The organism is Pseudarthrobacter sp. GA104 (assembly GCF_009741265.1).
Taxonomy (GTDB): Bacteria; Actinomycetota; Actinomycetes; order Actinomycetales; family Micrococcaceae; genus Arthrobacter.
In genome coordinates this window covers 911,710-936,329 of record NZ_WOWL01000001.1, presented here as the reverse complement: position 1 = coordinate 936,329, position 24,620 = coordinate 911,710, and the positions used below count along the sequence as shown (strand labels likewise).

The following is a 24,620-nucleotide window of genomic DNA, read 5'->3' as shown; positions in this document are numbered from 1 at the left end:
GCCTACCCGCGCTGCGGCGCCCGGGTTTGGTACGCTGAGAGGGTCGCAACTGGCGTTGGGTGGCTAACCACCAGGGAGCGGCAATCACGAAGACCACGGATCGTACGCCTGGGCCGAGGGTCATGTCTTGCCGGATTCGGGGCTGCACCTGCGTCAGTACTGCAGCACCATGCCTGCAGCTTCCAGCGCGCTGTCATCAGTGCGGTGTGAAGGTGCGCCAGCCGGTAGCCTGACCTTAGCAGTGCCCGTACGCCTAGCCAGGAGTTCTTTCGTGACTACAGCCACCTCCACTACCGCCGTCAGCAACCAGCCGCTGGCCGAGCTCGACCCCGAAATCGCAGCAGTCCTTGACCAGGAGCTCGGCCGCCAGCGCGGCACCCTGGAAATGATCGCCTCCGAGAACTTCGCCCCCCGCGCCGTCATGGAAGCCCAGGGCTCCGTCCTCACGAACAAGTATGCCGAGGGCTACCCGGGCCGCCGCTACTACGGCGGCTGCGAATACGTGGACATTGCCGAGCAGCTGGCCATCGACAGGGTCAAGGCCCTGTTCGGCGCCGAGTACGCAAACGTCCAGCCGCACTCAGGCGCCCAGGCCAACGCCGCGGCCCTGTCCGCCATGATCACTCCCGGCGACAAGATCCTGGGCCTGTCCCTGGCGCACGGCGGCCACCTGACCCACGGCATGAAGCTGAACTTCTCCGGCAAGCTGTACAAAGTTGCTGCCTACCAGGTTGAGGAAGACAACTTCCGCATCGACATGGACAAGCTCCGCGAACAGGCCATCGCCGAGAAGCCGCAGGTCATCATCGCCGGCTGGTCCGCCTACCCGCGCCACCTGGACTTCGCTGCCTTCCGCTCCATCGCCGACGAGGTCGGGGCCCTTCTCTGGACCGACATGGCCCACTTCGCCGGCCTGGTTGCCGCCGGACTGCACCCGAGCCCGGTTCCGCACTCCGACGTCGTCACCTCCACAGTGCACAAGACCCTCGCCGGGCCGCGCTCCGGCGTGATCCTGGCCAAGCAGGAGTGGGCCAAGAAGCTCAACTCCAGCGTCTTCCCGGGCCAGCAGGGCGGCCCGCTGATGCACGTGATCGCAGCCAAGGCCGTGGCCTTCAAGATCGCCGGCACCGAGGAATTCAAGGAGCGCCAGGAGCGCGTCCTGGAAGGCGCCAGGATCATCGCCGACCGCCTCAACCAGGCGGACGTCGCCGACGCCGGCGTCTCCGTCCTGACCGGCGGCACTGACGTGCACCTGGTCCTTGTCGACCTCCGCAACTCCCAGCTGGACGGACAGCAGGCCGAAGACCTCCTGCACTCGGTGGGCATCACCGTGAACCGCAACGCCGTTCCGTTCGACCCCCGCCCCCCGATGGTCACCTCCGGCCTGCGCATCGGCACCCCGGCACTGGCCACCCGCGGCTTCGGGGCCGCCGAGTTCACCGAGGTTGCCGAGATCATCGCCACCGCCCTGAAGGCCGGCACCGGTGCCGACGTCGAGTCCCTGCAGGCGCGCGTGGACAAGCTGGCCGCCGACTTCCCGCTGTACCCGCAGCACGAGCAGTGGTGACCCATGACTGAAACCACCCAGACCGCAAAGGTCCTTGACGGCAAGCTTGCCGCCGCCGCCATCAAGGCCGAGCTGGCCGAACGCGTGGCCGCACTCAAGGCCAAGGGCGTAACGCCCGGCATCGCAACCGTCCTCGTGGGAGCGGATCCGGCCTCGCAGCTGTACGTGTCCATGAAGCACAAGCAGTCCGCGGAAATCGGGATGAACTCGATCCAGCGCGAGCTGCCGGCCGATGCCACCCAGGAGCAGGTCGAGGCCCTCATTGACGAACTCAATGCGGACCCCGCCTGCCACGGATACATCGTCCAGCTGCCGCTGCCCAAGCACCTGGACACCGATGCGATCCTGGAGCGCATCGACCCCGCCAAGGATGCCGACGGCCTGCACCCCACCAACCTTGGCAAGCTGGTGCTCAACGTCAACGGGGAGATCACCTCGCCGCTGCCGTGCACGCCCCGCGGCGTGATCGAGCTCCTGGAGCGCAACGGCTACAGCCTCAAAGGCAAGCATGTTGTGGTGGTGGGCCGCGGCGTCACCATCGGCCGCTCGATCGGGCTGCTGCTCACCCGGCGCGCCGTCAATGCCACGGTGACGCTGACGCACACGGGAACCGAGAACCTCCCGGAACTGCTGCGGCAGGCGGACGTCATTGTGGGCGCGGCCGGTGCCAAGCACATCGTCAAGGCCTCCGACGTGAAGCCCGGCGCGGCCGTGCTGGACGTGGGCGTCACCCGGGAAACCGATCCCGAGACCGGCAAGAGCCGGGTTTACGGTGATATCGACCCCGCCGTGGCTGAGGTGGCCGGCTGGATTTCACCGAACCCCGGAGGCGTCGGTCCCATGACCGTGGCGCTGCTGATGACGAACGTGGTGGAAGCCGCGGAACGCCAGGTGGCACAGAAGAGCGGCCCGGGAAGCGCCTAGCACCAGGCCAAAACAGCAAAGCACGACGGCGGCACGGCACCTTTCACACGAACGCGGCCGTGCCGCCGTCGGACTTTTAAGCGCAGAAGTGGCAGTCCCCTTCCACCTGCGCCGCAGCTCTACTAGTCTGCGGAGGGTGCACAACAAAGCCGCCGTGCCGCCGGGCGCAGCAGTCGGCCCTGCCCAGCCTGCCGCCGGGCCGCGAAGCGAAGACCACCGTACGGTCATTACGGCAGAGAACCTGACCAAGACCTACGGCGACGTGGCCGCCGTGGACGGAATCTCCTTCAGCGTCGCGGCGGGGGAGTCCTTTGGCCTGCTGGGCCCGAACGGTGCCGGCAAATCCACCACCATGAAAATGATCGGCGGCGTCACCCGGCGCACCTCCGGAAACCTCCGCATCCTGGGCCTCGACCCGGACTCGCACGGGCCCGAAGTGCGGGCGCACCTGGGCGTGGTGCCGCAGCAGGACAACCTGGATGAGGAGCTCCGGGTCCGGGACAACCTCCTGGTCTACGGGCGCTACTTCGGCCTGCCCATGAGTTACCTGAAGCCGAAGGCCGACGAACTGCTGGAATTCGCGCAGCTGACGGACAAGGCGAAATCCAAAGTGGACGCGCTGTCCGGCGGCATGAAGCGGCGGCTGACCATCGCGCGTTCGTTGATCAACGAACCCCGGATCCTTTTGCTGGACGAGCCCACCACCGGCCTGGATCCGCAGGCCCGGCACATCCTCTGGGACCGCCTGTTCCGGCTCAAGGAACAGGGCGTCACCCTTATCCTGACAACCCACTACATGGACGAGGCCGAGCAGCTTTGCGACCGGCTGATCGTGGTGGACAAGGGCAGGATCATGGCTGAGGGATCGCCCGCGCAGCTGATCCGCGAGCACTCCACCCGCGAGGTGGTTGAGCTGCGGTTCGGATCCGAGCGGAACACCACGATCGCCTCGGAGCTGCAGGGCATCGGGGAGCGGCTGGAGGTCCTCCCGGACCGGGTGCTGATTTACGCGCACGACGGCGAGTCCACCCTTGAGCAGGTGGCGTCCCGCGGCCTGCGGCCGCTGACATCGCTGGTGCGGAGGTCCTCGCTGGAGGACGTGTTCCTGCGGTTGACGGGCAGAAGCCTTGTTGACTGACGGCACGGCAAGGGAGGCGTTGCGGGCCCACAGCCCGGACATTGCGGCTGCCAGGGCGCGGCGGTGGGGCGCGTTCTATTACGCAGAGCAGGTGCTGCGGGTGATGAAGGGCTACGGCTGGTCCATCATCATGTACAGCGTGGGCCACCCGGTGGCGTACCTGTTTGCCATGGGCGTGGGCCTGGCCACCCTTGTAGACGCGCAGGGCGCGGAGGCCTTCGGGGGAGTGGGCTACGTGACCTTTGTGGCCCCGGCGCTGCTGGTGTCCGCGTCCGTGATGACGGCCACCAACGAGTTCACGTTCCCCGTGATGGACGGGTTCAAATGGCGCCGCACCTACTACGGGCCGCACGCCTCGCCGCTGACTCCCCAGCAGATTGCGGCGGGCCACATCATGGCGGTGACCCTGCGCCTCCTGCTGCAGTCCGCCGTCTACTTCGCCGCTGTTGTCCTCTTCGGTGCCGCGCCCGGCGGCTGGGGCTGGGCCACCATCCTGGTGGCAACGCTCGCGGGCCTTTCCTTTGGCCTGCCGCTGATGGCCTACTCGGCCTCCATCACCGAGGACAAGGGCCAGTTTGCGCTGGTGATGCGGTTTATCGTGATGCCGCTCTTCCTGTTCTCCGGGACCTTCTTTCCGCTGGACAGCCTTCCCCTGGCGGTGCGCTGGGTGGGCTGGATCTCGCCCATCTGGCATGGCACCGAACTGGGACGGGTGTTCAGCTACGGGTACCAGCAGCCGCCGCTGCTCACCGTCCTCCACGCGGTGGTGCTCGTGGCCCCGGCGGCGCTGGGCTGGTTCCTGACCCGGCGGCAGTTCGCGGCAAGGATGGGCAGGTGAGCGCCGGGCTGCCAGTGAAAAGCGCGCCGGACCAGGCCCGCAGCAGGACGTTCGGGCCGCTGTATTCGCGCAACGCCAGGGCCGTCATTTCGCGCGGCCTGCTGGCCACCCGGAGCACAAACTGGCTGGTGATGCTCTCCGGGTTCTTCGAGCCGGTCCTGTTCCTCATCTCCATGGGGGTGGGGCTCGGCGCAATCGTGGGCTCCGTCCAGGGCCCGGGCGGCGGGGAGATCAGCTACGCCGCATACATTGCCCCGGCCCTGCTGGCAGTCTCGGCGATGAACGGCGCGGTCTACGACTCCACCTGGAACGTGTTCTTCAAAATGAACTTCGCGAAGCTGTACCAGGGCATGCTGTACACCTCGCTGGGGCCGCTGGACGTTGTCCTCGGGGAGATCTTCCTGGCGCTCCTGCGCGGCCTGCTCTACGCCATGGGTTTCACGGCGGTGATGGGGGTCATGGGATTGATCACCACACCCTGGGCGCTCCTGATGGTGCCTGCCTCCGTGCTGATCGCCTTCGGCTTCGCGAGCATCGGGATGGGGATCACCAGTTTCCTGAAGACCTTCCAGCAGATGGACTGGGTCAACTTCGTGATGCTGCCCATGTTCCTGTTCAGCGCCACGTTCTACCCGCTGAGCGTCTACCCGCAGCCCATCCAGTGGCTGATCCAGGCCATGCCGCTCTGGCACGGCGTCGAACTGCTGCGCCAGATCAGCGTGGGCGCCTTCACCGCTGCCACCCCCGTCCACATCGGCTACTACCTGGTGATGACCGCCGTCGGCATGCTGCTCACCACGGTCCGCCTGCGCCAGCTCTTCCTGAAGTAGCCCCCCAACTAGGTAGCGCTAAGTGTCGTTTTGGGGGTTCAAAACGACACTTGGCGCTACCTAGTTGGGAGGGAGGGGCGCTGTTCGCCGGAGGTGGAAGGCGGCAGGAGCACACCCGGGGGTTTGAGAGAATGGGTGCATGCAATCTCTGGGCAGCTCCAAGTCATCCTCCAAACCCGCCAGGGGCGGATTCTCCATGTTCCGCATCAGCGGCCCGGGACTGATGGTCCTGGTCACCGCGTTCGTTGTGGCCGTGATCTTCGCCGCCAACCAGAACGACGTCGTGGGCTGGGTTGTTGCGGTCATCGCAGCCTTCTGGCTCGCGCTGGCCTGCTTTGTGGTGTTCAGCATCCAGAAGGCGGCAAAGAGGGCCGGCGCCAAGCTCAGCGAAGCCCAGAACGCGTTCACGTCCGCTGCAGGGCGCGGCCCCTACGCCGCAGCAGACCAGGGTGGAACCCGGGTTGTTGCCGAGCGCAGCCAGGCTGAGGAGGTCCGCGACCTCAAGCTGGACCACTCATTCAAGATTGTCCAGGTCCAGGTCCGCGTGGTGGAGGAGGAGCGCGCCAAGGGTGCCGCCGCCAACCAGGACACCATCCACCGGGCACTCGAAACCATTGAGATCACGGCCACCAACGCCAGGGACATGATCAAGTCCTCGGGCGGCAGTGGAGAGCCGGTCACCGGAACCATCATCGACTAGAGTGGAGCGGGTGAGCTCGGCATTGAACAAGGACCACCTTCGCATCGCATCCGTCAACGTCAACGGCCTCCGGGCTGCCTTCAAGAACGGCATGGCGGCATGGCTGGAGCCGCGCGGAGTGGACATCCTCTGCCTGCAGGAAGTCCGCGCCCCTGACGCCATCGTGCGCCAGCTGCTGGGCGAAGGCTGGCACATCCTGCACGCCGAGGCTGAGGCCAAGGGCCGGGCCGGCGTCGCTATCGCATCGCGTGAGGAGCCGCTGGAAACCCGCAACGGCATCGGTGACGACTACTTCGCCACCGCCGGGCGCTGGGTTGAGGCCGACTTCCGCTTACGGGATGCGGCGGGAGAACCCGTGCAGCTCACCGTGGCCAGTGCCTACGTCCACTCCGGCGAGGTGGGCACGGCGAAGCAGGATGACAAATTCAGGTTCCTGGAGGTCATGAGCACCAGGCTCCCGGAACTGACCAAGCACAGCGACCACGCCCTGGTGGTGGGCGACCTTAACGTGGCCCACACGCCGCTGGACATCCGCAACTCAAAAGCCAACGTCAAGAGGGCGGGCCACCTGCCGGAAGAACGCGCGTACTTTGACAGGTTCTTCGGCGAGGAAATCGGCTGGCATGACGTGCACCGCAACCTGGCTGGACCGGTTGACGGGCCATACACCTGGTGGTCGCAGCGCGGCAAGGCCTTTGACAATGACACCGGCTGGCGCATCGACTACCACCTGGCCACCCCGGCGCTGGCCGCCTCCGCGATCTCAGCGGTGGTGGACCGTGCGGCGTCGTGGGATACCCGCTTCTCCGACCATGCCCCGCTGGTAGTGGATTACCAGCTCTAAGCCCCGAAGGTTTCCTCCCACATGACTACCCCAACTTCGCCAGCCGCAAAGAAGCGCATCCTCTCCGGCGCCAAGCCAACGGCCGATTCCCTGCACCTGGGCAACTACATCGGCGCCGTCCGCAACTGGGTGGACATGCAGGCTGAGTACGACGCCGTCTTCTTCATCCCGGACCTGCACGCCATCACCGTGGACTTCGATCCGGCCGAGCTGGCCAAGCGCACCCGGATCGTTGCCGCGCAGTACATCGCAGCGGGCATCGATCCGGACAAGAGCATCTTTTTCGTCCAGTCCCACGTGCCCGAACATGCGCAGCTGGCCTGGGCATTGAACTGCATCACCGGTTTCGGCGAAGCCTCGCGCATGACCCAGTTCAAGGACAAGACCCAGAAGTCCGGCGCCGACGCCGCCACCCTGGGGCTTTTTGCCTATCCCACCCTCATGGCTGCGGACATCCTGCTGTACCAGACGGACCTGGTGCCGGTAGGCGAGGACCAGCGGCAGCACCTGGAGCTCACCCGGAACCTGGCGCAGCGCTTCAATACCCGCTTTGGTCCCACCTTCACCGTTCCCGAGGCGACCATCGTCAAGGAAAGCGCCAAGATCTACGACCTGCAGAACCCCAGCGCCAAGATGTCCAAGACCGGGGAATCACCTAACGGGATCATCCAGCTCCTGGAGGACCCGAAGATCGCGGCCAAGCGCATCAAATCGGCAGTGACGGATGCCGGAACTGAAATCCGGTTTGACCCGGAGGAGAAACCCGGCGTCTCCAACCTGCTCACTATTTACTCTTCCTTGACCGGAAAAACGGTGGCCGAGCTCGAAGCCGAGTACCAGGGCAAGATGTACGGCCATCTTAAAGTGGACCTTGCGGAGGTAATGGTGGACTTCATCACGCCCCTGCGGAACCGCACCAACGAGCTGATGGCGGATCCGGCCGAGCTGGACCGCCTGCTCGCACACGGGGCAGAGCGCGCCCGGGAAATTGCCTCAGTGACCCTCGCCCAGGTGTACGAGCGCATGGGTTTCCTTCCGTCCCTCAGCCTCGCCGGAGTCCACTAGCGCTATGTCCTCCAGCAAAGTCACCGCTAGGGAAGGCACCCGTTCCCCCCGCCGGACGGCGGGGACAGCAGCCAACCCCCACGGAGACCCAGCAGATCGTCGCGTTGCGCCGCATGCCCGCCCATCCCGGACGGAGGACATCAGCGTCGGCGTCATCCTTGGCTTTCCGGCCGACATCGCGGCGGAGCTGCAGCGTTGGCGGGCGTCCTTCGGTGATCCCCTCGCGGACGTGGTTCCGGCCCACATCACCCTGGTGACCACTACCCCTACGAAGGATTGGGAGGCCACCCGCGAGCACGTGAGGGACGTCGCCCGCCGGCAGCGGCCCTTCACCGTCACCATCGCGGGAACGGGAACTTTCCGTCCGGTCTCGCCGGTGGTGTTCATCAACGTTGAGGACGGCTTCGAAGACTGCGTCGACCTGCACGAAAAGCTCCAGCAGGGTCCCCTGCACCGCGAGTTGCCGTTTGCCTACCACCCGCACGTCACCATCGCCCATGATGTGGCCCCGGAAAGCCTCGACGAAGCCGAAACGGTGCTGCGGAACTACAGAGCCACCTTCCCCGTGGTTAGCATGGGACTTTACGAGCACGATGCCAACGGCATCTGGCAGCTACGGGAAGAGCTGGACTTTGGGACCCAAACTGACAACGACGGCGGCGCCTGACTCACGGACCCCGTTGCGGCACCAGGCGAGGCAGCCCGAACGGCAGCCCCTTCCCACAGACCACGCCCACCTGAAGCTCGCGGTCATCCAGAAGCAGATGGCGTGGAACAAGGCACGGAGGGCCGGCAACGGGCCCCTGGCAGGCCTGATGGCCATGGTCCAGTGGCTTCTGGCCCGCCTTAACGCCCTTCGTCCCATGCGCGCCTTCCGGCACTACACACTTCAGCACGGCCCGCTGATGAGCGCCGGCATCGGCTTCAACATGTTCTTCTCCATCACCGGCCTCCTCACCACCGGCTTCTCCATTGCCGGCCTGGTCCTGCGCGGACAGCCGGCACTCCTGGACACGATCATCAGCAGCGTCGCCCAAAGCGCGCCGGGACTCTTGAAGCTAAACGGGGGCAATGGCCTGGTTGACCCCCAGGACCTGCTGAACCCGGACGGTCTCGGCTGGACGGCGCTGATCGGTGCCGTGGTCACGGTCATCACGTCCCTGGGCTGGATCGCCGGCCTCCGGGACGGGCTGCGCGGCGTGCTGGAGCTGCCACCGCTGCTGGTCAACCCCATACTCATGAAACTCCGGGATGCAGGCACGTTGCTGCTACTGGGCGTGGCCCTGGTGATCAGCGCCGGAGCTTCCCTGGTGTTTGGAACCGCCGCCGGCTGGGTTTCCGACTTCCTGCGGCTCGATGATGCTGTTGCCGGTCCGCTGACCACGTCGATCAAGATCGCTGTCCCGCTGGTCCTGAACTGGGCTACCGCGCTCATCATGTTCCGGCTCGCGGGGAGCCTGAAGCTGGAGCGCCGGGCCCTGCTGGAAGGCACCATCCTGGCGGCACTGGGCACCACCACATTGCAGATCTTCAGCACCGAACTGCTGGCCGGGGCAGGGCGCAATCCCATCCTGGCGCCGTTCGCGATCATCATCGGCCTGCTGATCTGGTTCAACCTGGTGAGCCAGGTCTACCTGGTCTCAGCCGGCTGGGCCGCGATTCGGGAGGCGGACCTGCACGGCACCTCCGCCGGCCATGACAAGGGCACGTGGGGTGCCCGCCAGGTGCAGCCCGGGAAGGTGCCCGTGCATCCTGATGCGGGCTTCCCGGCTACTGCCCGGCGTCGAGGTACTGGTCGGCCCAGGCAGCAATGATGCGCGCGGCCCTGGCTGCCTGGCCTTTGCCGGTCAGCAGGTGGTCGCTGCCTTCGAGCGACACAAAGTTCCTTGGATGCCGGGCCGTCTGGAAGATGGTGCTGGCATTTTCGATTCCCACGGTGTTGTCCGTGGGGGAGTGGAGCACCATCAGCGGCTTGTGAAGCTGTTTGATGCAGTCCGTCAGGTCGGCATTCTCCAGGTCTTCCACGAAGTGCTTGCGGATCTCCACCCGCTTTCCGCCGAGGTCCACTTCGGCGCTGCCTTCACTCAGGATCTTGTCCAAAGCCGCGTCGAAGACATGTGCCACGTGCTTCGGTGAAAACGGCGCACCCACGGTAGCGACGGCGTCGAGCTCTGGAATTTCCCGGGCCGCCGCCAGGACCGCGGCGCCGCCGAAGGAATGGCCCACCAACAGGGAAATCGGCTTCCCTTCGCTGCGCATGAACTCCGCGGCCTTCACAGTGTCCGCCACCTTGTGGCTGAAGGAGCCGGCGGACCATTCTCCCGCGGAGCCGCCCAGGCCAAGGTTGTCGAACCGGAGCATGCCAACCCCGCTGTCCGCCAGTGCCTTGCACATCCGGGACGCGGACGGGCTGTCCTTTCCCAGCGTGAAACCGTGGGAGAACACTCCCCAACCCTTGACGGGCCCCTCCGGAACGTCGATGATTCCCGAGAGCATCTCGCCGGTTGAGCCTTCAAAGCTTACTTTTTCGGAGCGGGACACCGCGTCCCCTTTCTGCTGTGCGTCTAAACCTGTAAACAACGACGGCGCCCTCCCCCTAAGTGGGGGACGGCGCCGTCGTCAGCTAAATTCTTTGTCAGATCTTGCGGGCCAGGATGGCCTGCTTGACCTCGGCGATTGCCTGGGTCACCTGGATGCCGCGGGGGCATGCCTCCGAGCAGTTGAAGGTGGTGCGGCAGCGCCACACGCCTTCCTTGTCGTTGAGGATCTCCAGGCGCATGTCGCCGGCATCATCGCGGGAATCGAAGATGAAGCGGTGTGCGTTGACGATCGCGGCGGGGCCGAAGTACTGCCCGTCGGTCCAGAACACGGGGCAGGAGGACGTGCACGCGGCGCAGAGGATGCACTTGGTGGTGTCGTCAAAGCGCTCACGGTCCTCGGCGGACTGGAGGCGTTCCCGGGTGGGCTCGTGGCCCTTGTTGATCAGGAAGGGCATGACTTCGCGGTACGACTGGAAGAAGGGCTCCATGTCCACGATGAGGTCCTTTTCCACCGGCAGGCCCTTGATGGGCTCCACCGTGATGGGCTTGGACGTGTCCAGGTCCTTGAGGAGCGTCTTGCAGGCCAGGCGGTTGCGGCCGTTGATGCGCATGGCATCGGAGCCGCACACACCGTGGGCGCAGGAGCGGCGGAAGGACAGCGTGCCGTCCGTTTCCCACTTGACCTTGTGCAGGGCGTCCAGGACACGGTCCGTGCCGTACATGGTCAGGTGGAAATCGTCCCACGTGGCTTCCTCGGAAACCTCCGGGTTGTACCGCCGGACGCGCAGGTGCACATCGAACGTGGGGATCTCGCCGCCACCGCCGACGCCGGCAGGCAGTTCAATCTTTGAGGCTGGCTCAGCGATTTCAGCGGTCATCTTTAGTACTTCCTCACCATCGGCTCGTAGCGGGTAAAGACGACCGGCTTGGTGGCCAGGCGGATGCCGGCAATTGACTCAGCCGATCCGTCCGCCGGCGCGTGGTCATCCTTGTACGCCATGGAGTGCTTCATGAATTTCTCGTCGTCACGCTCGGGGAAGTCCTCGCGGAAGTGTCCGCCCCGGGATTCCTCACGGTGCAGGGCGGCCACGGTCATGACCTTGGCCAGTTCCAGCAGGAAGCCGAGCTCAACGGCCTCAAGCAGGTCCAGGTTGAAGCGCTTGCCCTTGTCCTGGACGTTGATGCGCCTGTACCGCTCCTCGAAGGAAGCGATGTCGCGGAGGACCTGGTTCAGCGTCTCCGCCGTGCGGAACACCTGCATGTTGGCGTCCATGGTGTCCTGGAGTTCCTTGCGGATCACAGCCACCTTCTCGTCACCGCTGCCGTTGCGGGCTATATCCAGCAGTTCGGTGGTGTACGCCAGCGGGTTCTCGGGCAGTTCCACGAAGTCAGCCGTCTTGGCGTATTCTGCCGCGGCGATGCCGGCACGCTTGCCGAACACATTGATGTCCAGCAGCGAGTTGGTGCCGAGGCGGTTGGAGCCGTGAACGGACACGCACGCAACTTCGCCGGCTGCGTACAGGCCCGGGACCACGGTGTCGTTGTCCTGCAGGACCTCGGTGGTGATGTTGGTGGGAATGCCGCCCATGGCGTAGTGCGCGGTGGGGAACACGGGGACGGGCTCCGTGTACGGCTCCACACCCAGGTAAGTGCGGGCGAACTCGGTGATGTCCGGGAGCTTGGCATCGATGTGCGCGGGCTCGAGGTGCGTAAGGTCCAGGAGGACGTAGTCCTTGTTCGGGCCGCAGCCTCGGCCCTCGCGGACCTCGTTGGCCATGGAGCGTGCCACGATGTCGCGGGGCGCCAGGTCCTTGATGGTGGGGGCGTAACGCTCCATGAAGCGCTCACCCTCGGAGTTGCGCAGGATGGCACCCTCACCGCGGGCAGCCTCGGAAAGGAGGATGCCCAGGCCGGCCAGGCCGGTCGGGTGGAACTGGAAGAACTCCATGTCCTCCAGGGGGATGCCGCGGCGGAAGGCGATGCCCATGCCGTCGCCGGTCAGGGTATGCGCGTTGGAGGTGGTCTTGAAGACCTTGCCTGCGCCGCCGGAGGCGAACACCACGGACTTGGCCTGGAAGACGTGCAGTTCGCCCGAGGCGAGGTCGTAGGAGACGACGCCGGCAACGCGCTTCTGCTTGTAGGGCGTACCGTCCGCGCGGACAGCATCCTCTTCGACCGTCAGCAGGTCCAGGACGTAGTACTCGTTGTAGAACTCAACGTTGTGCTTGACGCAGTTCTGGTAGAGGGTCTGCAGGATCATGTGGCCGGTGCGGTCCGCGGCGTAGCAGGCGCGGCGGACAGGGGCCTTGCCGTGGTCGCGGGTGTGCCCGCCGAACCGGCGCTGGTCAATCCGGCCTTCGGGCGTGCGGTTGAACGGCAGGCCCATCTTTTCGAGGTCAAGCACGGCGTCGATGGCTTCCTTCGCCATGACCTCAGCGGCGTCCTGGTCAACCAGGTAGTCGCCGCCCTTAATGGTGTCGAACGTGTGCCATTCCCAGTTGTCTTCTTCGACGTTGGCAAGGGCCGCACACATGCCACCCTGCGCCGCACCGGTGTGCGAGCGGGTGGGGTAGAGCTTGGTCAGTACTGCTGTGCGCGCGCGCTGACCTGATTCGATCGCGGCGCGCATGCCAGCGCCACCGGCACCGACGATGACGACGTCGTACTTATGGACCTGCATACCAGATGCTCTTTCTCTCAAAATTCGCTATAAAACAACGGGCCGGCGTGGCCTGCGCCGCAAAACAGGGCCCGCGGTTGTACCCGCGGGCCCGGGGCGGTGCCGGTGCTAGGCAGGGCAGAATCCGCCAGGCAGGGGCACGCCGTCGACGACGGGGCAAGGGTCGAAGGTGAAGATCACCAGGGTGCCCAGGACGATGATGACGACGGTGGCCGAGTAGAGGACCGTCTTCAGCCAGCGGCGGGTTGAGTCCTTTTCGGCGTAGTCGTTAATGATGGTGCGGACGCCGTTGGTTCCGTGCAGCATGGCCAGCCACAGCATGGCGAGGTCCCAGAACTGCCAGAACGGGTCGGCCCACTTGCCGGCCACAAAACCGAAGTCGATGGCGTGGATGCCCTCGCCCACCAGGAGGTTCACAAAGAGGTGCCCGAAGATCAGGACCACAAGGACCACGCCGGAGAGCCGCATGAAGAGCCATGCGAGCATCTCGAAGTTGCCCTTGCTCCCGCCGTGACGGCGGTACTGCGGGGCGATCCGCCCGCTGCGCGGACTTTCGATTGTTGCACTCATGGCTTAGTGACCTCCGAGGGCGAGGGACAGGTGGCGGATGGAGAAGGCGACCATGGTGACAAGCCAGAGTGCAAGGACTGCCCACAGCATCTGCCGCTGGTACTTGGCGCCCTTCTTCCAGAAGTCAACCGCGATGATCCGCAGGCCGTTGAAGGCGTGGAAGACAATGGCGGCAACAAGGCCCGTCTCACCCAGGGCCATGAGGGGGTTCTTGTAGGCACCGATCACGGTGGTGTAGGCCTCTGGAGACACGCGCACCAAGGAGGTGTCCAAAACGTGGACCAACAAGAAGAAAAAGATCACTACACCGGTAATGCGGTGTCCTACCCAAGACCACATGCCTTCACGGCCGCGGTACAAGGTGCCAGCTGGTTTTGTCGGCACTGATAAACCTCCCTGCAACACAGCGGCGCTGGCATGAGATCCACGCGGGGGGAACGCCTGCTGCGAGAGCACTCGTAGCTCAGGCCTAAATCTAGGCTTCGCTGACAGCTTATTCAATTTAGGAGTTCCTTGGTGACCAGCAGTTGCGCGGATCCCGCGAAATTTTGAGACAAAGGACACACTCGCCGCGGCCAGTGCCGGGCATGGCTGCCAATTTGCCGTCCGGCAGGGGCCTGAACCGCTTGACGGAGGGTGCATTGCCCGTTCCGCTAAAGTAGGCGGTGATGAGTACAGACAAAGTGACAAGCCCGGCATCACCCCTTGACCGCTTCATCGCGGTGATCCCGGCCGGCGGCGTGGGGACCCGCCTCTGGCCCCTGTCACGCGCCGCAGCTCCCAAATTCCTGCACGACCTCACCGGCTCCGGCAGCACCCTGTTGCGTGCCACCTATGACCGGCTGCACCCGCTTGCCGGAAGCAAGGTGCTGGTGGTTACCGGGAAGGCCCACCGCGATGCGGTGTGCCGCCAGCTTCCGGAACTCGAGGATTCGGATCTCGTCCTCGAGTCCGAGCCAAAGGATTCCGCGGCAGCGATCGGCCTTGCCGCCGCGATCCTCCACGAGCGCGACCCCGACACGATCATGGGTTCCTTCGCTGCGGACCAGGTGATCAGCCCGGACCACCTCTTCCAGGAGGCAGTCCGCGAGGCAATCCACACTGCGGCTGCCGGCAAGATCGTGACCATCGGCATCAAGCCCACCCACCCGTCCACGGGGTTCGGCTACATCCGCTCCGGCCAGGCCCTTCACATCGACGGTGCTCCGAGCGCCCAGGACGTGGTGGAGTTCGTCGAAAAGCCGGACGAGCAAGTGGCCCAGCAGTACGTGGACAGCGGCAACTACGTATGGAACGCCGGCATGTTCGTGGCGCCCGTGGCGCTGCTGCTCAAGCACCTGGAAGCCAACCAGCCCGAACTGTTCGGCGGCCTGCAGGAAATCGCACGGGCCTGGGACACTCCCGAGCGGGACGAGGTCACCGCCCGCGTCTGGCCCACCCTGCCGAAGATCGCCATTGACTACGCGGTGGCCGAGCCTGCCGCCGAAGCCGGGGACGTCGCCGTCGTGCCTGGCTCCTTCCGCTGGGACGACGTCGGCGACTTCGCCTCCGTGGGCCGGCTCAACAGTGCCAAGGAAGTTGACGACGTCACTGTGCTGGGGGAAGGCGCGCGCGTCTTCACGGAAAACTCCAGCGGCGTGGTGGTCACCGACACCAAGCGCGTGATCGCCCTGATCGGAATCCAGGATGTTGTCATCGTGGACACGCCGGACGCGCTGCTGGTGACCACCATGGCCAACTCCCAGCGGGTCAAGGCCGCCGTCGACGCCCTCAAAGCCAGCGGGGATACCGACGTCCTCTGATGTAACGCGGCGACCGTGATGGCCGCTAATGCCGACACTCTCGCTAGAGTGAAACAGTGCGCAATTACACTACTGAAGCCGAGCCCACCGCCCTGGTGGCTCCGTGGCTCGAGCCGCTCCTGCCGGAACTGATCGACTTCCGCAGGGACCTCCACGCACACCCGGAACTCTCCTTCAAGGAATTCCGCACCACGGACAAGCTCGCCGAGCGGCTTGAAGCTGCCGGCCTCACGCCGCGCCGCCTGGAGGGCACCGGCCTCACGGTGGACGTGGGGGAGGGGCCCATTGCCACGGCACTGCGCGGTGACATCGATGCCCTGCCCATCATCGAGGAGACCGGCCTGCCGTTCGCCTCGAAGAACCACGGCGTCACCCACGCCTGCGGCCACGACGTCCACACCACCACCATGCTGGGCATCGCCCTGGTGCTGCACCGGATGCACCAGGACGAGCCGCTCGGCGCCACTGTCCGCATCATCTTCCAGCCGGCTGAGGAAACCATGCCAGGCGGAGCCCATGCCTGCATCGAGCAGGGCGTCCTGGACGGCGTGCCGAGGATCCTGGCCCTGCACTGTGATCCCCGGATCGACGTGGGCAAGATCGGGACGCGCATCGGCGCCATCACCTCAGCCTCCGACACCATCCGGATCGAGCTGTCCGGCCGCGGCGGGCACACGTCCCGGCCGCACCTGACGGAAGAACTGGTCTTTGCGCTGGCACAGATCGCAGTGAGCGTGCCCGCGGTGCTCTCGCGCCGGCTGGATGTCCGCAGCGGGGTGTCCGTGGTGTGGGGGCAGATCTCCGCGGGTTCGGCACCCAACGCCATTCCCGGCACCGGCTACATGGCGGGAACCATGCGGTGCCTGGACCGCGACGCGTGGCACGAGGCCGGCGAACTCTTGGACGAGGTGGTCCACCAGGTGGCCGCGCCCTATGGCGTGGACGTGCGGCTGGAGCACACCAGGGGAGTGCCGCCGGTAGTGAACTCGGAGCATGAGACGGCCATCATCGAAGCGGCCGCACGCGCCGAAATCGGGGAAAGCGCCGTGGTCCTGACCCCGCAGTCCATGGGCGGGGAGGACTTCGCGTGGTTCCTTGCGGAACTTCCCGGAGCCATGATGCGCTTGGGCACCAAGACTCCCGGCGGCGAGGAATACGACCTGCACCGCGGGGACTACATCGTGGACGAGCGGGCCCTGGGCCTGGGCATCCGCGTTCTCACTGCAGCCGCGCTGCGCACCATCCGCGACATCTAATTCCGGGAAGCGGGGTGTGCCCGATTGCGTCGGGCACACCCCCAAGACCACTTCCGTGCCGGCACAAGTAAGTTGTGCACAACTTACTTGTGTACTATCGTTTCTGTCATGACTGACGCACCCCGGCTAAACCACCAGGTCTGCTTTGCGCTCTATTCCGCCTCCCGGGCTGCCACCGCGGTATACCGCCCGGTCCTCGAGGACCTGGGCCTGACCTATCCGCAGTACCTGGTGATGCTGGTGCTGTGGGAAAACGAACCGCGCGGCGTGAAGGAGATCGGCGAGGAGCTCGGACTGGACTCCGGCACCTTGTCGCCGTTGCTGAAGCGGCTGGAAGCCCTTGGCCTGTGTGAGCGGCGCCGGTCTGGCGAGGATGAGCGCCGTGTCGCCATCCATCTCACCTCCGCCGGGCGGAAGCTTAGCGGCAAAGCGGGCGCCATCCCGCAGCGCCTCGCCCAGGCCGCGGGACTTACTGCCGAGGAACTGGATCAGCTGCGCAACACGCTGGACCGGCTGACGGACGCCCTCCACAAGGCGAACTGACAGTTCAGTCAAAAGAACTTATTCAACCCCTACAGGACGGATACCACCCGTGAAACCTCTATACACTGCCGAGGCACTCGCTTCGGGCGAAGGCCGCGACGGCAATGCGCGGACGAACGACGGGAGGCTGGACGTTACCCTGTCCAGCCCCGTGGAGCTGGGCGGAACGGGCCAGGGCACCAATCCCGAGCAGCTCTTCGCGGCGGGCTACGCCGCGTGCTTCCACTCAGCACTCCGATTGGTGGGCCGCAAGGAGCAGGCCGACCTGACGGATTCCGCCGTCGCGGCCAAGGTGCACCTGGGCCAGCTGGACGGCGCCGGGTTCGGACTCGCCGCTGAACTGGAGGTGGCGCTCCCTGCCCTGGACCTGGCAGCCGCCGAGGCGCTGGTGGCCAAGGCTCACGAGATCTGCCCCTACTCCAACGCCACCCGCGGCAACATCAGTGTGGACATCAGGATTCTGGAGTTCGCCGCATGAGCGCCGGAACCTTGCCCGCCAGCACCCGCGAAATCCAACTCGCCTCCCGCCCGGTAGGGCGGCCAACCCCGGATAACTTCCGGCTGGCCGAGTCCCCGCTGCCTGAACTTGGTGACGGACAGGTCCTGGTGCGCAACCTGTTCATCTCCGTGGACCCCTACATGCGCGGCCGCATGAATGACGTGAAGTCCTATTCAGCGCCGTTCGCCCTGGGCAAGGCGCTCGACGGCGGCGCGGTGGGTGAGGTGATCGCGTCCCGTTCCGATGAGCGAAAGGAGGGGGACGTCGTCGTGCATTCACTCGGCTGGCGGGACTATGCGGTGGTGGACGCCGCGGCCGCCACGCCTGCCCGCACCACACTTGCCCCGGCGTCCGCGTTCCTCGGCGCCCTGGGCATGACCGGCCTTACCGCCTATGCCGGGCTGCTCAAGGTTGCCCGGTTCGCTCCGGGAGATGCCGTCTTCGTCTCCGGCGCCGCAGGGGCCGTCGGTTCGCTCGTAGGCCAGATCGCGAAGGCGATGGGCGCTTCCCGCGTCATCGGCTCGGCAGGTTCCCCGGCCAAGGTGGCACGGCTCCTGGAGCTGGGCTTCGACGCCGCCTTCGACTACCACGACGGGCCTGTGCGCGGCCAGCTGGAACAGGCCGCCGGCCCCGGCGGCATTGATGTCTACTTCGACAATGTGGGCGGAGAGCACCTCGAGGCCGCACTGGCCGTCCTCAACGTGGGCGGGCGGGTGGCGATGTGCGGGGCCATAGCCCAATACAACTCCACCGAACCGACGCCTGCGCCCCGCAACCTGATGCTGGCCATCGGCAAGCAGCTCACGCTAAAGGGGTTCCTGGTGGGCGGCCAGCGGCAACACGCCGCGGAATTCGCCGAAAAGATGGCGGGCTGGCTGGCTGACGGCACGGTCCGCTATGACGAGACGATCGTGGACGGGCTGGAAAACGCCCCGCAGGCGTTCATGGACCTCCTGGACGGGGCCAACACCGGAAAGATGCTGGTGCGCCTTTAGCCAGGCGCCGCGACCTGCGGCCGCCATGGCCAACCGATAGGGGTGCCGCTAACAGGCGGTGCCCCTACTGGTTGGTAACAACTTGTAAACAATCTTCGGGATACCCTGCGGCTGTGCTACGGGACGTGGCGCAGGCCACTAAAGTGGGTGCCATCAGTGCGCTCCGGCGCAGTGCTGCGTGCCCTCAGTGACAACAGAATTTCAGTGTAGAAACGGACACTCATTGAATTCGAGCCGTAGCGCCACTCTCTTCATCCTGGAGGAAAATTGAAGAAATCACTGCGTGCAAGTTTCAAGCGCGGTTCAATGGCCGGCGTGGCTACCCTCGGTGCTTCGGCGCTCGTGTTGACCGCCTGTGGCGCAGCCCCGGAAGCCGGAAGCACCTCAACTGCAGGAGTCAGCGACTACACCGGCTGCATCGTTTCCGACTCCGGCGGGTTCGATGACCAGTCCTTCAACCAGTCCTCCTACGAGGGTCTCAAGAAGGCCGAGAAGGACCTGGGCATCAAGGTCAACCAGGTGGAGTCAAAGACCAACAACGACTTCGAACCCAACCTCAGGGCGATGGTTACGGCCGGCTGCGACCTCACCGTCACCGTGGGCTTCCTGCTCGGCGACGCCACCAAGGCGCAGGCAACGGCCAACCCGGACAGCCACTTCGCCATCATCGACTTCGGCTACGCGACGCCCATCAGCAACGTCAAGCCGATCATCTACGACACCGCCCAGGCAGCCTTCCTTGCCGGCTACCTCGCTGCAGGGACCACCAAGACCGGAACGGTTGCCACCTTCGGCGGCATCAAGCTTCCCACCGTCACCATCTTCATGGACGGCTATGCGGACGGCGTGAAGTACTACAACGAAAAGAAGGGCAAGGACGTCAAGCTCCTTGGCTGGAACAAGGAAGCCCAGGACGGCAGCTTCACCGGTGACTTCGAGAAGCAGGACGTCGGCAAGCAGCTCACCCAGAACTTCCTGGACCAGGGCGCGGACATCGTGATGCCCGTGGCCGGTCCGGTAGGCAAGGGTGCAGGCTCTGCGCTCAAGGAGGCCAAGGCAGCAGGCAAGGACGTCAAGCTGATCTGGGTGGACTCCGACGGGTTCCTGACGGCACCTGACTACAAGGACATCATGCTGTCCTCGGTCATGAAGCAGATGGGCGACGCCGTGGAGGCAGTCGTCAAGGAGGACAAGGAAGGCAAGTTCAGCAACACGCCGTACGTTGGCACCCTGGCCAACGAGGGCGTCCAGCTGGCCCCGTTCCACGACCTCGACTCCCAGGTCCCGGCCGAACTGAAGTCCGAGCTGGACCAGATCAAGAAGGACATCATCGACGGGAAACTGAAGGTCGAGTCCGCGGCAAGCCCCAAGGCCTGACCCCGCCTGAGCGCCACCCCCGGCCGGTAACCGACTGGCCGGGCGGTGGCGCTTTTTTGCTGGCTGCCCCCACCTGGCCGCAGCCTGCCTTTCCCATGACTGCACCCACTAGGCTTGGTGCTGCAGCCACATATCCCGTCCGGTCGATCACTGGACGCTTCGAGATTGGTCAGAGTTTTGAAACTTGAACTCCGAGGGATCACAAAACGCTTTGGCACCCTGGTGGCGAACGACCACATCAACGTGGTGGTGGAATCCGGACAGATCCACTGCCTGCTGGGTGAGAACGGGGCCGGAAAATCCACCCTCATGAATGTGCTGTACGGGCTCTACGAACCGTCTGAGGGCGAGATCCTGGTTGACGGCACGCCAGTTTCCTTCCGCGGACCGGGAGACGCCATGGCGGCGGGCATCGGGATGGTGCACCAGCACTTCATGCTGGTTCCCGTCTTCACGGTCGCCGAGAACGTGGCGTTGGGCGCCGAGCCCACCAAGGCCGCGGGCTTCCTCAACCTTGACGAAACGCGCCGCCGGATCAAGGAGATCTCGGACCAGTACGGCTTCGACGTGGACCCGGACGCGCTGGTGGAGGACCTGCCGGTGGGCGTCCAGCAGCGGGTGGAAATCATCAAGGCGCTGGTCCGCAATGCCAGGGTCCTCATCCTGGACGAACCCACCGCCGTCCTGACACCGCAGGAAACGGACGAACTGCTGGACATCATGCGCCAGCTCAAGTCCGGCGGAACGTCCATCGTCTTCATATCCCACAAGCTGCGGGAAGTGAAAGCAGTCTCGGACACCATTACGGTGATCCGCCGCGGCAAGGTGGTGGGGACGGCTGACCCCGCTGCGTCCACTACCGAACTGGCCTCCATGATGGTGGGCCGTGCCGTCAACCTCAAACTGGATAAAGCACCGGCCCGGCCGAAGGAAAAGACGTTCGAGGTCCGGGACCTTACCGTCATCGCTCCCAACGGCCAGCACGTCGTGGACGGCCTGAGTTTTGAGATAGCCAGGGGAGAGATCCTTGCAATTGCCGGCGTCCAGGGGAACGGCCAAACCGAGCTGACGGAGGCGATCCTCGGCCTGCAGGAGCGGGTCCACGGCTCCATCCTGCTGGACGGGCAGGAGCTCGTGGGCCGCAGCGTCAAAGAGGTCCTGAACGCAGGAGTGGGCTTCGTGCCCGAGGACCGTTCCGTTGACGGCCTTATCGGCACTTTTTCGATTGCCGAGAACCTGATCCTGGACCGGTACGATCAGGCCCCCTTCGCAAAGGGCATCAGCATGAGCCCTGCCAAGGTGCTGGAAAACGCAACTTCCCGGATCGAAGAGTTTGACGTCCGGACCCCTTCAGGAGCCCTTGCCGCCGGAACGCTTTCCGGCGGCAACCAGCAGAAGGTGGTGATGGCCCGCGAGCTGTCCCGTCCGCTGCGCCTGTTCATCGCCTCCCAGCCCACCCGCGGCGTGGACGTGGGGTCCATCGAATTCCTGCACAAGCGGATCGTGGCTGAACGCGACCAGGGCACGCCCGTCATGATCGTCTCCACCGAACTTGACGAAGTGATGGAACTGGCCGACAGGATCGCCGTGCTCTACAAGGGCAAACTGGTGGGCGTGGTTCCGGCCGGAACCAGCCGCGACGTCCTGGGCCTCATGATGGCGGGCATCCCGCCGGAGGAACACACGTCCACGACAGGCAGTGAACAGGGTCCCGCCGCCACCACGGCTTCCGTATCCGACGCCGAAGGAGGCGACCATGTCTGACACGCATCCCCCCAAGCACGCGGCCGGCGAGCCTGGCCCCGAGGCGCAGGAGTCCGCCGTCCCGGACGAGCGGACGGCCGCCGTCGTGGCCGTTGATACTGCCGGCGGGGTCATGGAACCATCCGCCGTTCCGGCCACCGCCCAAAGCGGAAAGATCCCCGGCGGTCCCGACACCCTGCTGCGCAAAATCTTCACCGGCAGCGGCATGGTCTCCGTCCTGGCGGTCCTGCTGGCCCTCATCATCGGCGGGCTGCTGATCGCCAGCACCGACAAGCAGGTGGCCACCACCTCCACGTACTTCTTCGCACGGCCCACTGACTTCCTGTCCGCCGTCTGGAACGCGGCCACGCGTTCCTACATCGCCCTGTTCCAGGGTTCGGTCTTCAACCCCCGCGGCAACAGCGTTGCGGCCCAGTTCGCGCCGTTCATGGAGACCCTCACCATCGCCACCCCGCTCATCACGGCCGGCCTGGGCGTAGCGCTGGCCTTCCGCGCGGGGCTGTTCAACATCGGCGCCCAGGGCCAGATCATCGTGGCCGGCATCCTGGCCGCCTGGGTGGGTTTCGCGCTCGACCTTCCCGTGGGCCTGCACCTGCTCCTGGTCCTGGCGGCAGGCATCATCGGCGGCGCCTTCTGGGGCGGGCTCGTCGGCCTCCTCAAGGCCCGCACGGGGGCCCACGAAGTCATCCTGACCATCATGTTCAACTACATCGCGCTCTACTTCCTGCGGTACCTGCTGAACACTCCGGCGTTCCAGCGGCCGGGGGAGTCGAACCCCATCTCGCCCATCCTGGACCCTACCGCTGTCTACCCGCAGATCTTCGGCACCCAGTACCGGCTCCACCTCGGCTTCCTCCTGGCCATAGCCACCACTGTCCTGGTCTGGTGGCTCCTCAACCGCTCCACCGTGGGCTTCGAATTCCGCGCAGTCGGCGCAAACCCCAAGGCGGCGCAGACAGCGGGCATCAACGTATCCCGCTCCACCATCCTGGTGATGGCACTCGCCGGAGGGCTGGCGGGCATGTCCGGCGTCGCCCAGGTGGCGGGCACGGAGAAGGTCCTTACCGACGGCGTTGCCGCCACCTATGGCTTCGACGCCATCACAGTGGCCCTGCTGGGGCGTTCGACGCCGTGGGGCACCTTCGCAGCCGGCCTGCTGTTCGGCGCCTTCCGGGCCGGGGCGGTCCAGATGCAGATCCAGACCGGCACGCCCATCGACATCGTCCTGGTGGTCCAGTCCCTGATCGTGCTCTTCATTGCAGCACCACCCCTCGTCAGGGCCGTATTCGGCCTCAACCCGCGGCGCAGGAAGCCGGCCAAAGCCGGCAAGTCCCGTAAGGCAGCAACCACCGGAGGTGCAGCATGAGCACAACAGTTTCCTCGCCCCGCTCCGGAAAACCGCAGCCGGAGGACGCCTCAGCGAAGGCAGGTTCCGCCCTCTCCAGCAAACCCGTCAGCTGGCGGACGCCGGCGATGCTCACGGCCTTCGGCCTGATCGCCCTGGTGTTCTTCGGCCTGATGGCCCCCAACCAGACGGCCAGCTTCGGCATCTCCACAGGGGAAGACTTCTTCCAGCTGCCGGCCCTGGCGGTCAACGCGGCTGCCGGCGGCATCGTGCTGTCCGTCCTCCTGCTGGGGCTCGCCGCCTATGCGGTGTACCTCAAGACCAAGGACATGCCGGCCCCGGGCTGGCTGACGGTGACCTTCATCGTCCTGTTTACGGCCGCCTTCCTCATCTGGGTGGTGGGCGGCGCCCGCACCCCGAACATTTCGCTGGCCGGCCTCATCGCCGGCTCGGTGACCCTCGCCGTTCCGCTGGTGTTCGGATCACTGTCCGGCGTCCTCTGCGAACGGGTGGGCGTGGTAAACATCGCCATTGAGGGCCAACTGCTGGGCGGTGCGTTCACCGCCGCCATTGTGGCCAGCATGACGCAGAACCCCTTCATCGGGCTGCTGGCTGCTGCCGTGGCCGGTGCAGTGGTGTCCATGGTGCTGGCACTCTTCAGCATCAAGTACCTGGTGAACCAGATCATCGTCGGCGTGGTCCTGAATGTGCTGGTTTCGGGTGTGACCGGGTTTCTGTTCAGCACGGTGATGCAGGCCAACAAGGCGCAGTTCAACTCGCCCCCGGGGCTGGACATCATCGAAATCCCCGTCCTGTCCAGCATCCCCGTGATCGGCCCCATCCTCTTCCGGCAGTCCCTGGTGGGCTACCTCATGTACATCGCCGTCCTGGTGGTCTGGGTGGGCCTGTTCAAGACACGTTGGGGCCTCCGGGTGCGCGCCGTGGGCGAACACCCGCAGGCCGCGGACACCCTGGGCATCAACGTGAATGCCACCCGGTTCTGGAACGTCACCCTTGGCGGCGCCGTGGCCGGCATCGGCGGCTCCTTCTTCACCCTGGTGGCCATCGACAGCTTCACCAAGGAGATCTCCGGCGGCCGCGGCTTCATCGCCCTGGCGGCCCTGATCTTTGGCCGGTGGAACCCGATCGGAGCCTTCTTCGCAGCGCTCCTGTTCGGTTTCGCGGACAACCTCCAGAGCATCGTCACGATCATCGGCACACCCGTTCCAAGCCAGTTCATGGCCATGCTCCCGTACCTGGTGACGGTCCTCGCAGTGGCCGGGCTGGTGGGCAAATCCCGGGGACCGGCGGCCAGCGGCATCCCCTATGTCAAGGGCTGACGT

The 24,620-nt window shown here is 65.5% G+C and carries 24 protein-coding genes; 19 read left to right on the top strand and 5 right to left on the bottom strand.

The window, feature by feature from the left end; all coding sequences use genetic code 11:
• Window positions 1-271: 271 nt before the first annotated feature.
• The 10 genes from glyA (at window position 272) to GK109_RS04110 (ending at window position 9,720) form a co-directional block, all read left to right on the top strand.
• Entirely contained in the window at window positions 272-1,567 is a 1,296-nt protein-coding gene (gene glyA / locus GK109_RS04155; RefSeq protein WP_321215701.1) for a serine hydroxymethyltransferase, read from the top strand.
• Between the two features lie 3 nt (window positions 1,568-1,570).
• Entirely contained in the window at window positions 1,571-2,491 is a 921-nt protein-coding gene (locus tag GK109_RS04150) for a bifunctional methylenetetrahydrofolate dehydrogenase/methenyltetrahydrofolate cyclohydrolase (protein ID WP_157238763.1), read from the top strand.
• Between the two features lie 136 nt (window positions 2,492-2,627).
• Window positions 2,628-3,629: an ABC transporter ATP-binding protein gene (locus GK109_RS04145; protein WP_370460391.1), complete on the top strand. Its 1,002-nt coding sequence runs from the start codon at window positions 2,628-2,630 to the stop codon at window positions 3,627-3,629.
• Complete coding sequence (locus tag GK109_RS04140; RefSeq protein ID WP_157238762.1) at window positions 3,622-4,467, top strand: ABC transporter permease; 846 nt, start codon at window positions 3,622-3,624, stop codon at window positions 4,465-4,467. Before GK109_RS04145 ends, GK109_RS04140 begins: the two co-directional genes overlap by 8 nt.
• Window positions 4,464-5,297 carry an ABC transporter permease gene (locus tag GK109_RS04135; protein ID WP_370460390.1) on the top strand — a complete coding sequence of 278 codons (834 nt, stop codon included), beginning with the start codon at window positions 4,464-4,466 and terminating at the stop codon, window positions 5,295-5,297. The genes GK109_RS04140 and GK109_RS04135 overlap by 4 nt, the downstream gene beginning before the upstream one ends.
• Window positions 5,298-5,436: 139 nt before the next feature.
• Window positions 5,437-5,997 (top strand): hypothetical protein, encoded by a 561-nt coding sequence (locus tag GK109_RS04130; protein WP_157238761.1) that lies wholly within the window; start codon window positions 5,437-5,439, stop codon window positions 5,995-5,997.
• Window positions 5,998-6,007: 10 nt separating this feature from the next.
• Window positions 6,008-6,841 carry an exodeoxyribonuclease III gene (locus tag GK109_RS04125; RefSeq protein ID WP_321215704.1) on the top strand — a complete coding sequence of 278 codons (834 nt, stop codon included), beginning with the start codon at window positions 6,008-6,010 and terminating at the stop codon, window positions 6,839-6,841.
• A gap of 21 nt (window positions 6,842-6,862) precedes the next feature.
• Window positions 6,863-7,906 (top strand): tryptophan--tRNA ligase, encoded by a 1,044-nt coding sequence (gene trpS / locus GK109_RS04120; RefSeq protein ID WP_157238760.1) that lies wholly within the window; start codon window positions 6,863-6,865, stop codon window positions 7,904-7,906.
• 4 nt (window positions 7,907-7,910) lie between these two features.
• Entirely contained in the window at window positions 7,911-8,573 is a 663-nt protein-coding gene (locus GK109_RS04115; RefSeq protein WP_231754792.1) for a 2'-5' RNA ligase family protein, read from the top strand.
• Window positions 8,574-8,670: 97 nt separating this feature from the next.
• The gene (locus tag GK109_RS04110) at window positions 8,671-9,720 is read left to right on the top strand and encodes a YihY/virulence factor BrkB family protein (RefSeq protein WP_157242630.1); all 1,050 of its coding nucleotides are present in this window, start codon (window positions 8,671-8,673) and stop codon (window positions 9,718-9,720) included.
• Here the strand turns inward: GK109_RS04110 and GK109_RS04105 are convergent.
• The 5 genes from GK109_RS04105 to sdhC form a co-directional block, all read right to left on the bottom strand.
• Window positions 9,677-10,447 (bottom strand): alpha/beta fold hydrolase, encoded by a 771-nt coding sequence (locus GK109_RS04105; RefSeq protein WP_321215705.1) that lies wholly within the window; start codon window positions 10,445-10,447, stop codon window positions 9,677-9,679. The two genes, GK109_RS04110 and GK109_RS04105, sit on opposite strands and share 44 nt — an antisense overlap.
• Window positions 10,448-10,541: 94 nt before the next feature.
• Complete coding sequence (locus tag GK109_RS04100; RefSeq protein WP_157238759.1) at window positions 10,542-11,324, bottom strand: succinate dehydrogenase iron-sulfur subunit; 783 nt, start codon at window positions 11,322-11,324, stop codon at window positions 10,542-10,544.
• Window positions 11,325-11,326: 2 nt separating this feature from the next.
• A complete protein-coding gene (sdhA, locus tag GK109_RS04095; protein ID WP_157238758.1) occupies window positions 11,327-13,126 on the bottom strand; it encodes a succinate dehydrogenase flavoprotein subunit in 1,800 nt (599 codons plus the stop codon).
• A gap of 108 nt (window positions 13,127-13,234) precedes the next feature.
• On the bottom strand, window positions 13,235-13,696 hold the full coding sequence (locus GK109_RS04090; protein WP_157238757.1) for a succinate dehydrogenase hydrophobic membrane anchor subunit: 462 nt from the start codon (window positions 13,694-13,696) through the stop codon (window positions 13,235-13,237).
• Window positions 13,697-13,699: 3 nt separating this feature from the next.
• Complete coding sequence (gene sdhC, locus GK109_RS04085; RefSeq protein ID WP_104997177.1) at window positions 13,700-14,080, bottom strand: succinate dehydrogenase, cytochrome b556 subunit; 381 nt, start codon at window positions 14,078-14,080, stop codon at window positions 13,700-13,702.
• A gap of 284 nt (window positions 14,081-14,364) precedes the next feature.
• Between sdhC and GK109_RS04080 the strand changes: the two genes are divergently transcribed.
• The 9 genes from GK109_RS04080 (at window position 14,365) to GK109_RS04040 (ending at window position 24,617) form a co-directional block, all read left to right on the top strand.
• Window positions 14,365-15,498 (top strand): mannose-1-phosphate guanylyltransferase, encoded by a 1,134-nt coding sequence (locus tag GK109_RS04080; RefSeq protein WP_157238756.1) that lies wholly within the window; start codon window positions 14,365-14,367, stop codon window positions 15,496-15,498.
• Window positions 15,499-15,554: 56 nt separating this feature from the next.
• The gene (locus GK109_RS04075; protein WP_321215706.1) at window positions 15,555-16,754 is read left to right on the top strand and encodes an amidohydrolase; all 1,200 of its coding nucleotides are present in this window, start codon (window positions 15,555-15,557) and stop codon (window positions 16,752-16,754) included.
• Between the two features lie 108 nt (window positions 16,755-16,862).
• Window positions 16,863-17,297, top strand: coding sequence for a MarR family winged helix-turn-helix transcriptional regulator (locus GK109_RS04070; protein WP_157238755.1), 435 nt, complete (start codon window positions 16,863-16,865; stop codon window positions 17,295-17,297).
• 49 nt (window positions 17,298-17,346) lie between these two features.
• Window positions 17,347-17,775 carry an organic hydroperoxide resistance protein gene (locus GK109_RS04065; RefSeq protein WP_323056241.1) on the top strand — a complete coding sequence of 143 codons (429 nt, stop codon included), beginning with the start codon at window positions 17,347-17,349 and terminating at the stop codon, window positions 17,773-17,775.
• On the top strand, window positions 17,772-18,791 hold the full coding sequence (locus GK109_RS04060) for an NADP-dependent oxidoreductase (protein WP_157238754.1): 1,020 nt from the start codon (window positions 17,772-17,774) through the stop codon (window positions 18,789-18,791). Before GK109_RS04065 ends, GK109_RS04060 begins: the two co-directional genes overlap by 4 nt.
• 306 nt (window positions 18,792-19,097) lie before the next feature.
• Window positions 19,098-20,168, top strand: a complete 1,071-nt coding sequence (locus GK109_RS04055) for a BMP family protein (RefSeq protein ID WP_157242626.1) — start codon at window positions 19,098-19,100, stop codon at window positions 20,166-20,168.
• 177 nt (window positions 20,169-20,345) lie between these two features.
• The gene (locus tag GK109_RS04050; RefSeq protein ID WP_157238753.1) at window positions 20,346-21,932 is read left to right on the top strand and encodes an ABC transporter ATP-binding protein; all 1,587 of its coding nucleotides are present in this window, start codon (window positions 20,346-20,348) and stop codon (window positions 21,930-21,932) included.
• Window positions 21,925-23,298: an ABC transporter permease gene (locus GK109_RS04045; protein ID WP_157238752.1), complete on the top strand. Its 1,374-nt coding sequence runs from the start codon at window positions 21,925-21,927 to the stop codon at window positions 23,296-23,298. Before GK109_RS04050 ends, GK109_RS04045 begins: the two co-directional genes overlap by 8 nt.
• Window positions 23,295-24,617: an ABC transporter permease gene (locus GK109_RS04040; RefSeq protein WP_157238751.1), complete on the top strand. Its 1,323-nt coding sequence runs from the start codon at window positions 23,295-23,297 to the stop codon at window positions 24,615-24,617. Before GK109_RS04045 ends, GK109_RS04040 begins: the two co-directional genes overlap by 4 nt.
• Window positions 24,618-24,620 lie beyond the last annotated feature (3 nt).

What these genes read in the sequence shown, in the direction of transcription:
- GK109_RS04090 (WP_157238757.1), bottom strand. Translation starts at nt 13,696, where the DNA reads ATGAGTGCAACAATCGAAAGTCCGCGCAGCGGGCGGATCGCCCCGCAG.
- GK109_RS04055 (WP_157242626.1), top strand. Translation starts at nt 19,098, where the DNA reads ATGGCCGGCGTGGCTACCCTCGGTGCTTCGGCGCTCGTGTTGACCGCC.
- GK109_RS04060 (WP_157238754.1), top strand. Translation starts at nt 17,772, where the DNA reads ATGAGCGCCGGAACCTTGCCCGCCAGCACCCGCGAAATCCAACTCGCC.
- GK109_RS04130 (WP_157238761.1), top strand. Translation starts at nt 5,437, where the DNA reads ATGCAATCTCTGGGCAGCTCCAAGTCATCCTCCAAACCCGCCAGGGGC.
- sdhA (WP_157238758.1), bottom strand. Translation starts at nt 13,126, where the DNA reads ATGCAGGTCCATAAGTACGACGTCGTCATCGTCGGTGCCGGTGGCGCT.
- GK109_RS04070 (WP_157238755.1), top strand. Translation starts at nt 16,863, where the DNA reads ATGACTGACGCACCCCGGCTAAACCACCAGGTCTGCTTTGCGCTCTAT.
- GK109_RS04115 (WP_231754792.1), top strand. Translation starts at nt 7,911, where the DNA reads ATGTCCTCCAGCAAAGTCACCGCTAGGGAAGGCACCCGTTCCCCCCGC.
- trpS (WP_157238760.1), top strand. Translation starts at nt 6,863, where the DNA reads ATGACTACCCCAACTTCGCCAGCCGCAAAGAAGCGCATCCTCTCCGGC.
- GK109_RS04150 (WP_157238763.1), top strand. Translation starts at nt 1,571, where the DNA reads ATGACTGAAACCACCCAGACCGCAAAGGTCCTTGACGGCAAGCTTGCC.
- GK109_RS04040 (WP_157238751.1), top strand. Translation starts at nt 23,295, where the DNA reads ATGAGCACAACAGTTTCCTCGCCCCGCTCCGGAAAACCGCAGCCGGAG.
- GK109_RS04110 (WP_157242630.1), top strand. Translation starts at nt 8,671, where the DNA reads ATGGCGTGGAACAAGGCACGGAGGGCCGGCAACGGGCCCCTGGCAGGC.
- GK109_RS04100 (WP_157238759.1), bottom strand. Translation starts at nt 11,324, where the DNA reads ATGACCGCTGAAATCGCTGAGCCAGCCTCAAAGATTGAACTGCCTGCC.
- GK109_RS04080 (WP_157238756.1), top strand. Translation starts at nt 14,365, where the DNA reads ATGAGTACAGACAAAGTGACAAGCCCGGCATCACCCCTTGACCGCTTC.
- GK109_RS04045 (WP_157238752.1), top strand. Translation starts at nt 21,925, where the DNA reads ATGTCTGACACGCATCCCCCCAAGCACGCGGCCGGCGAGCCTGGCCCC.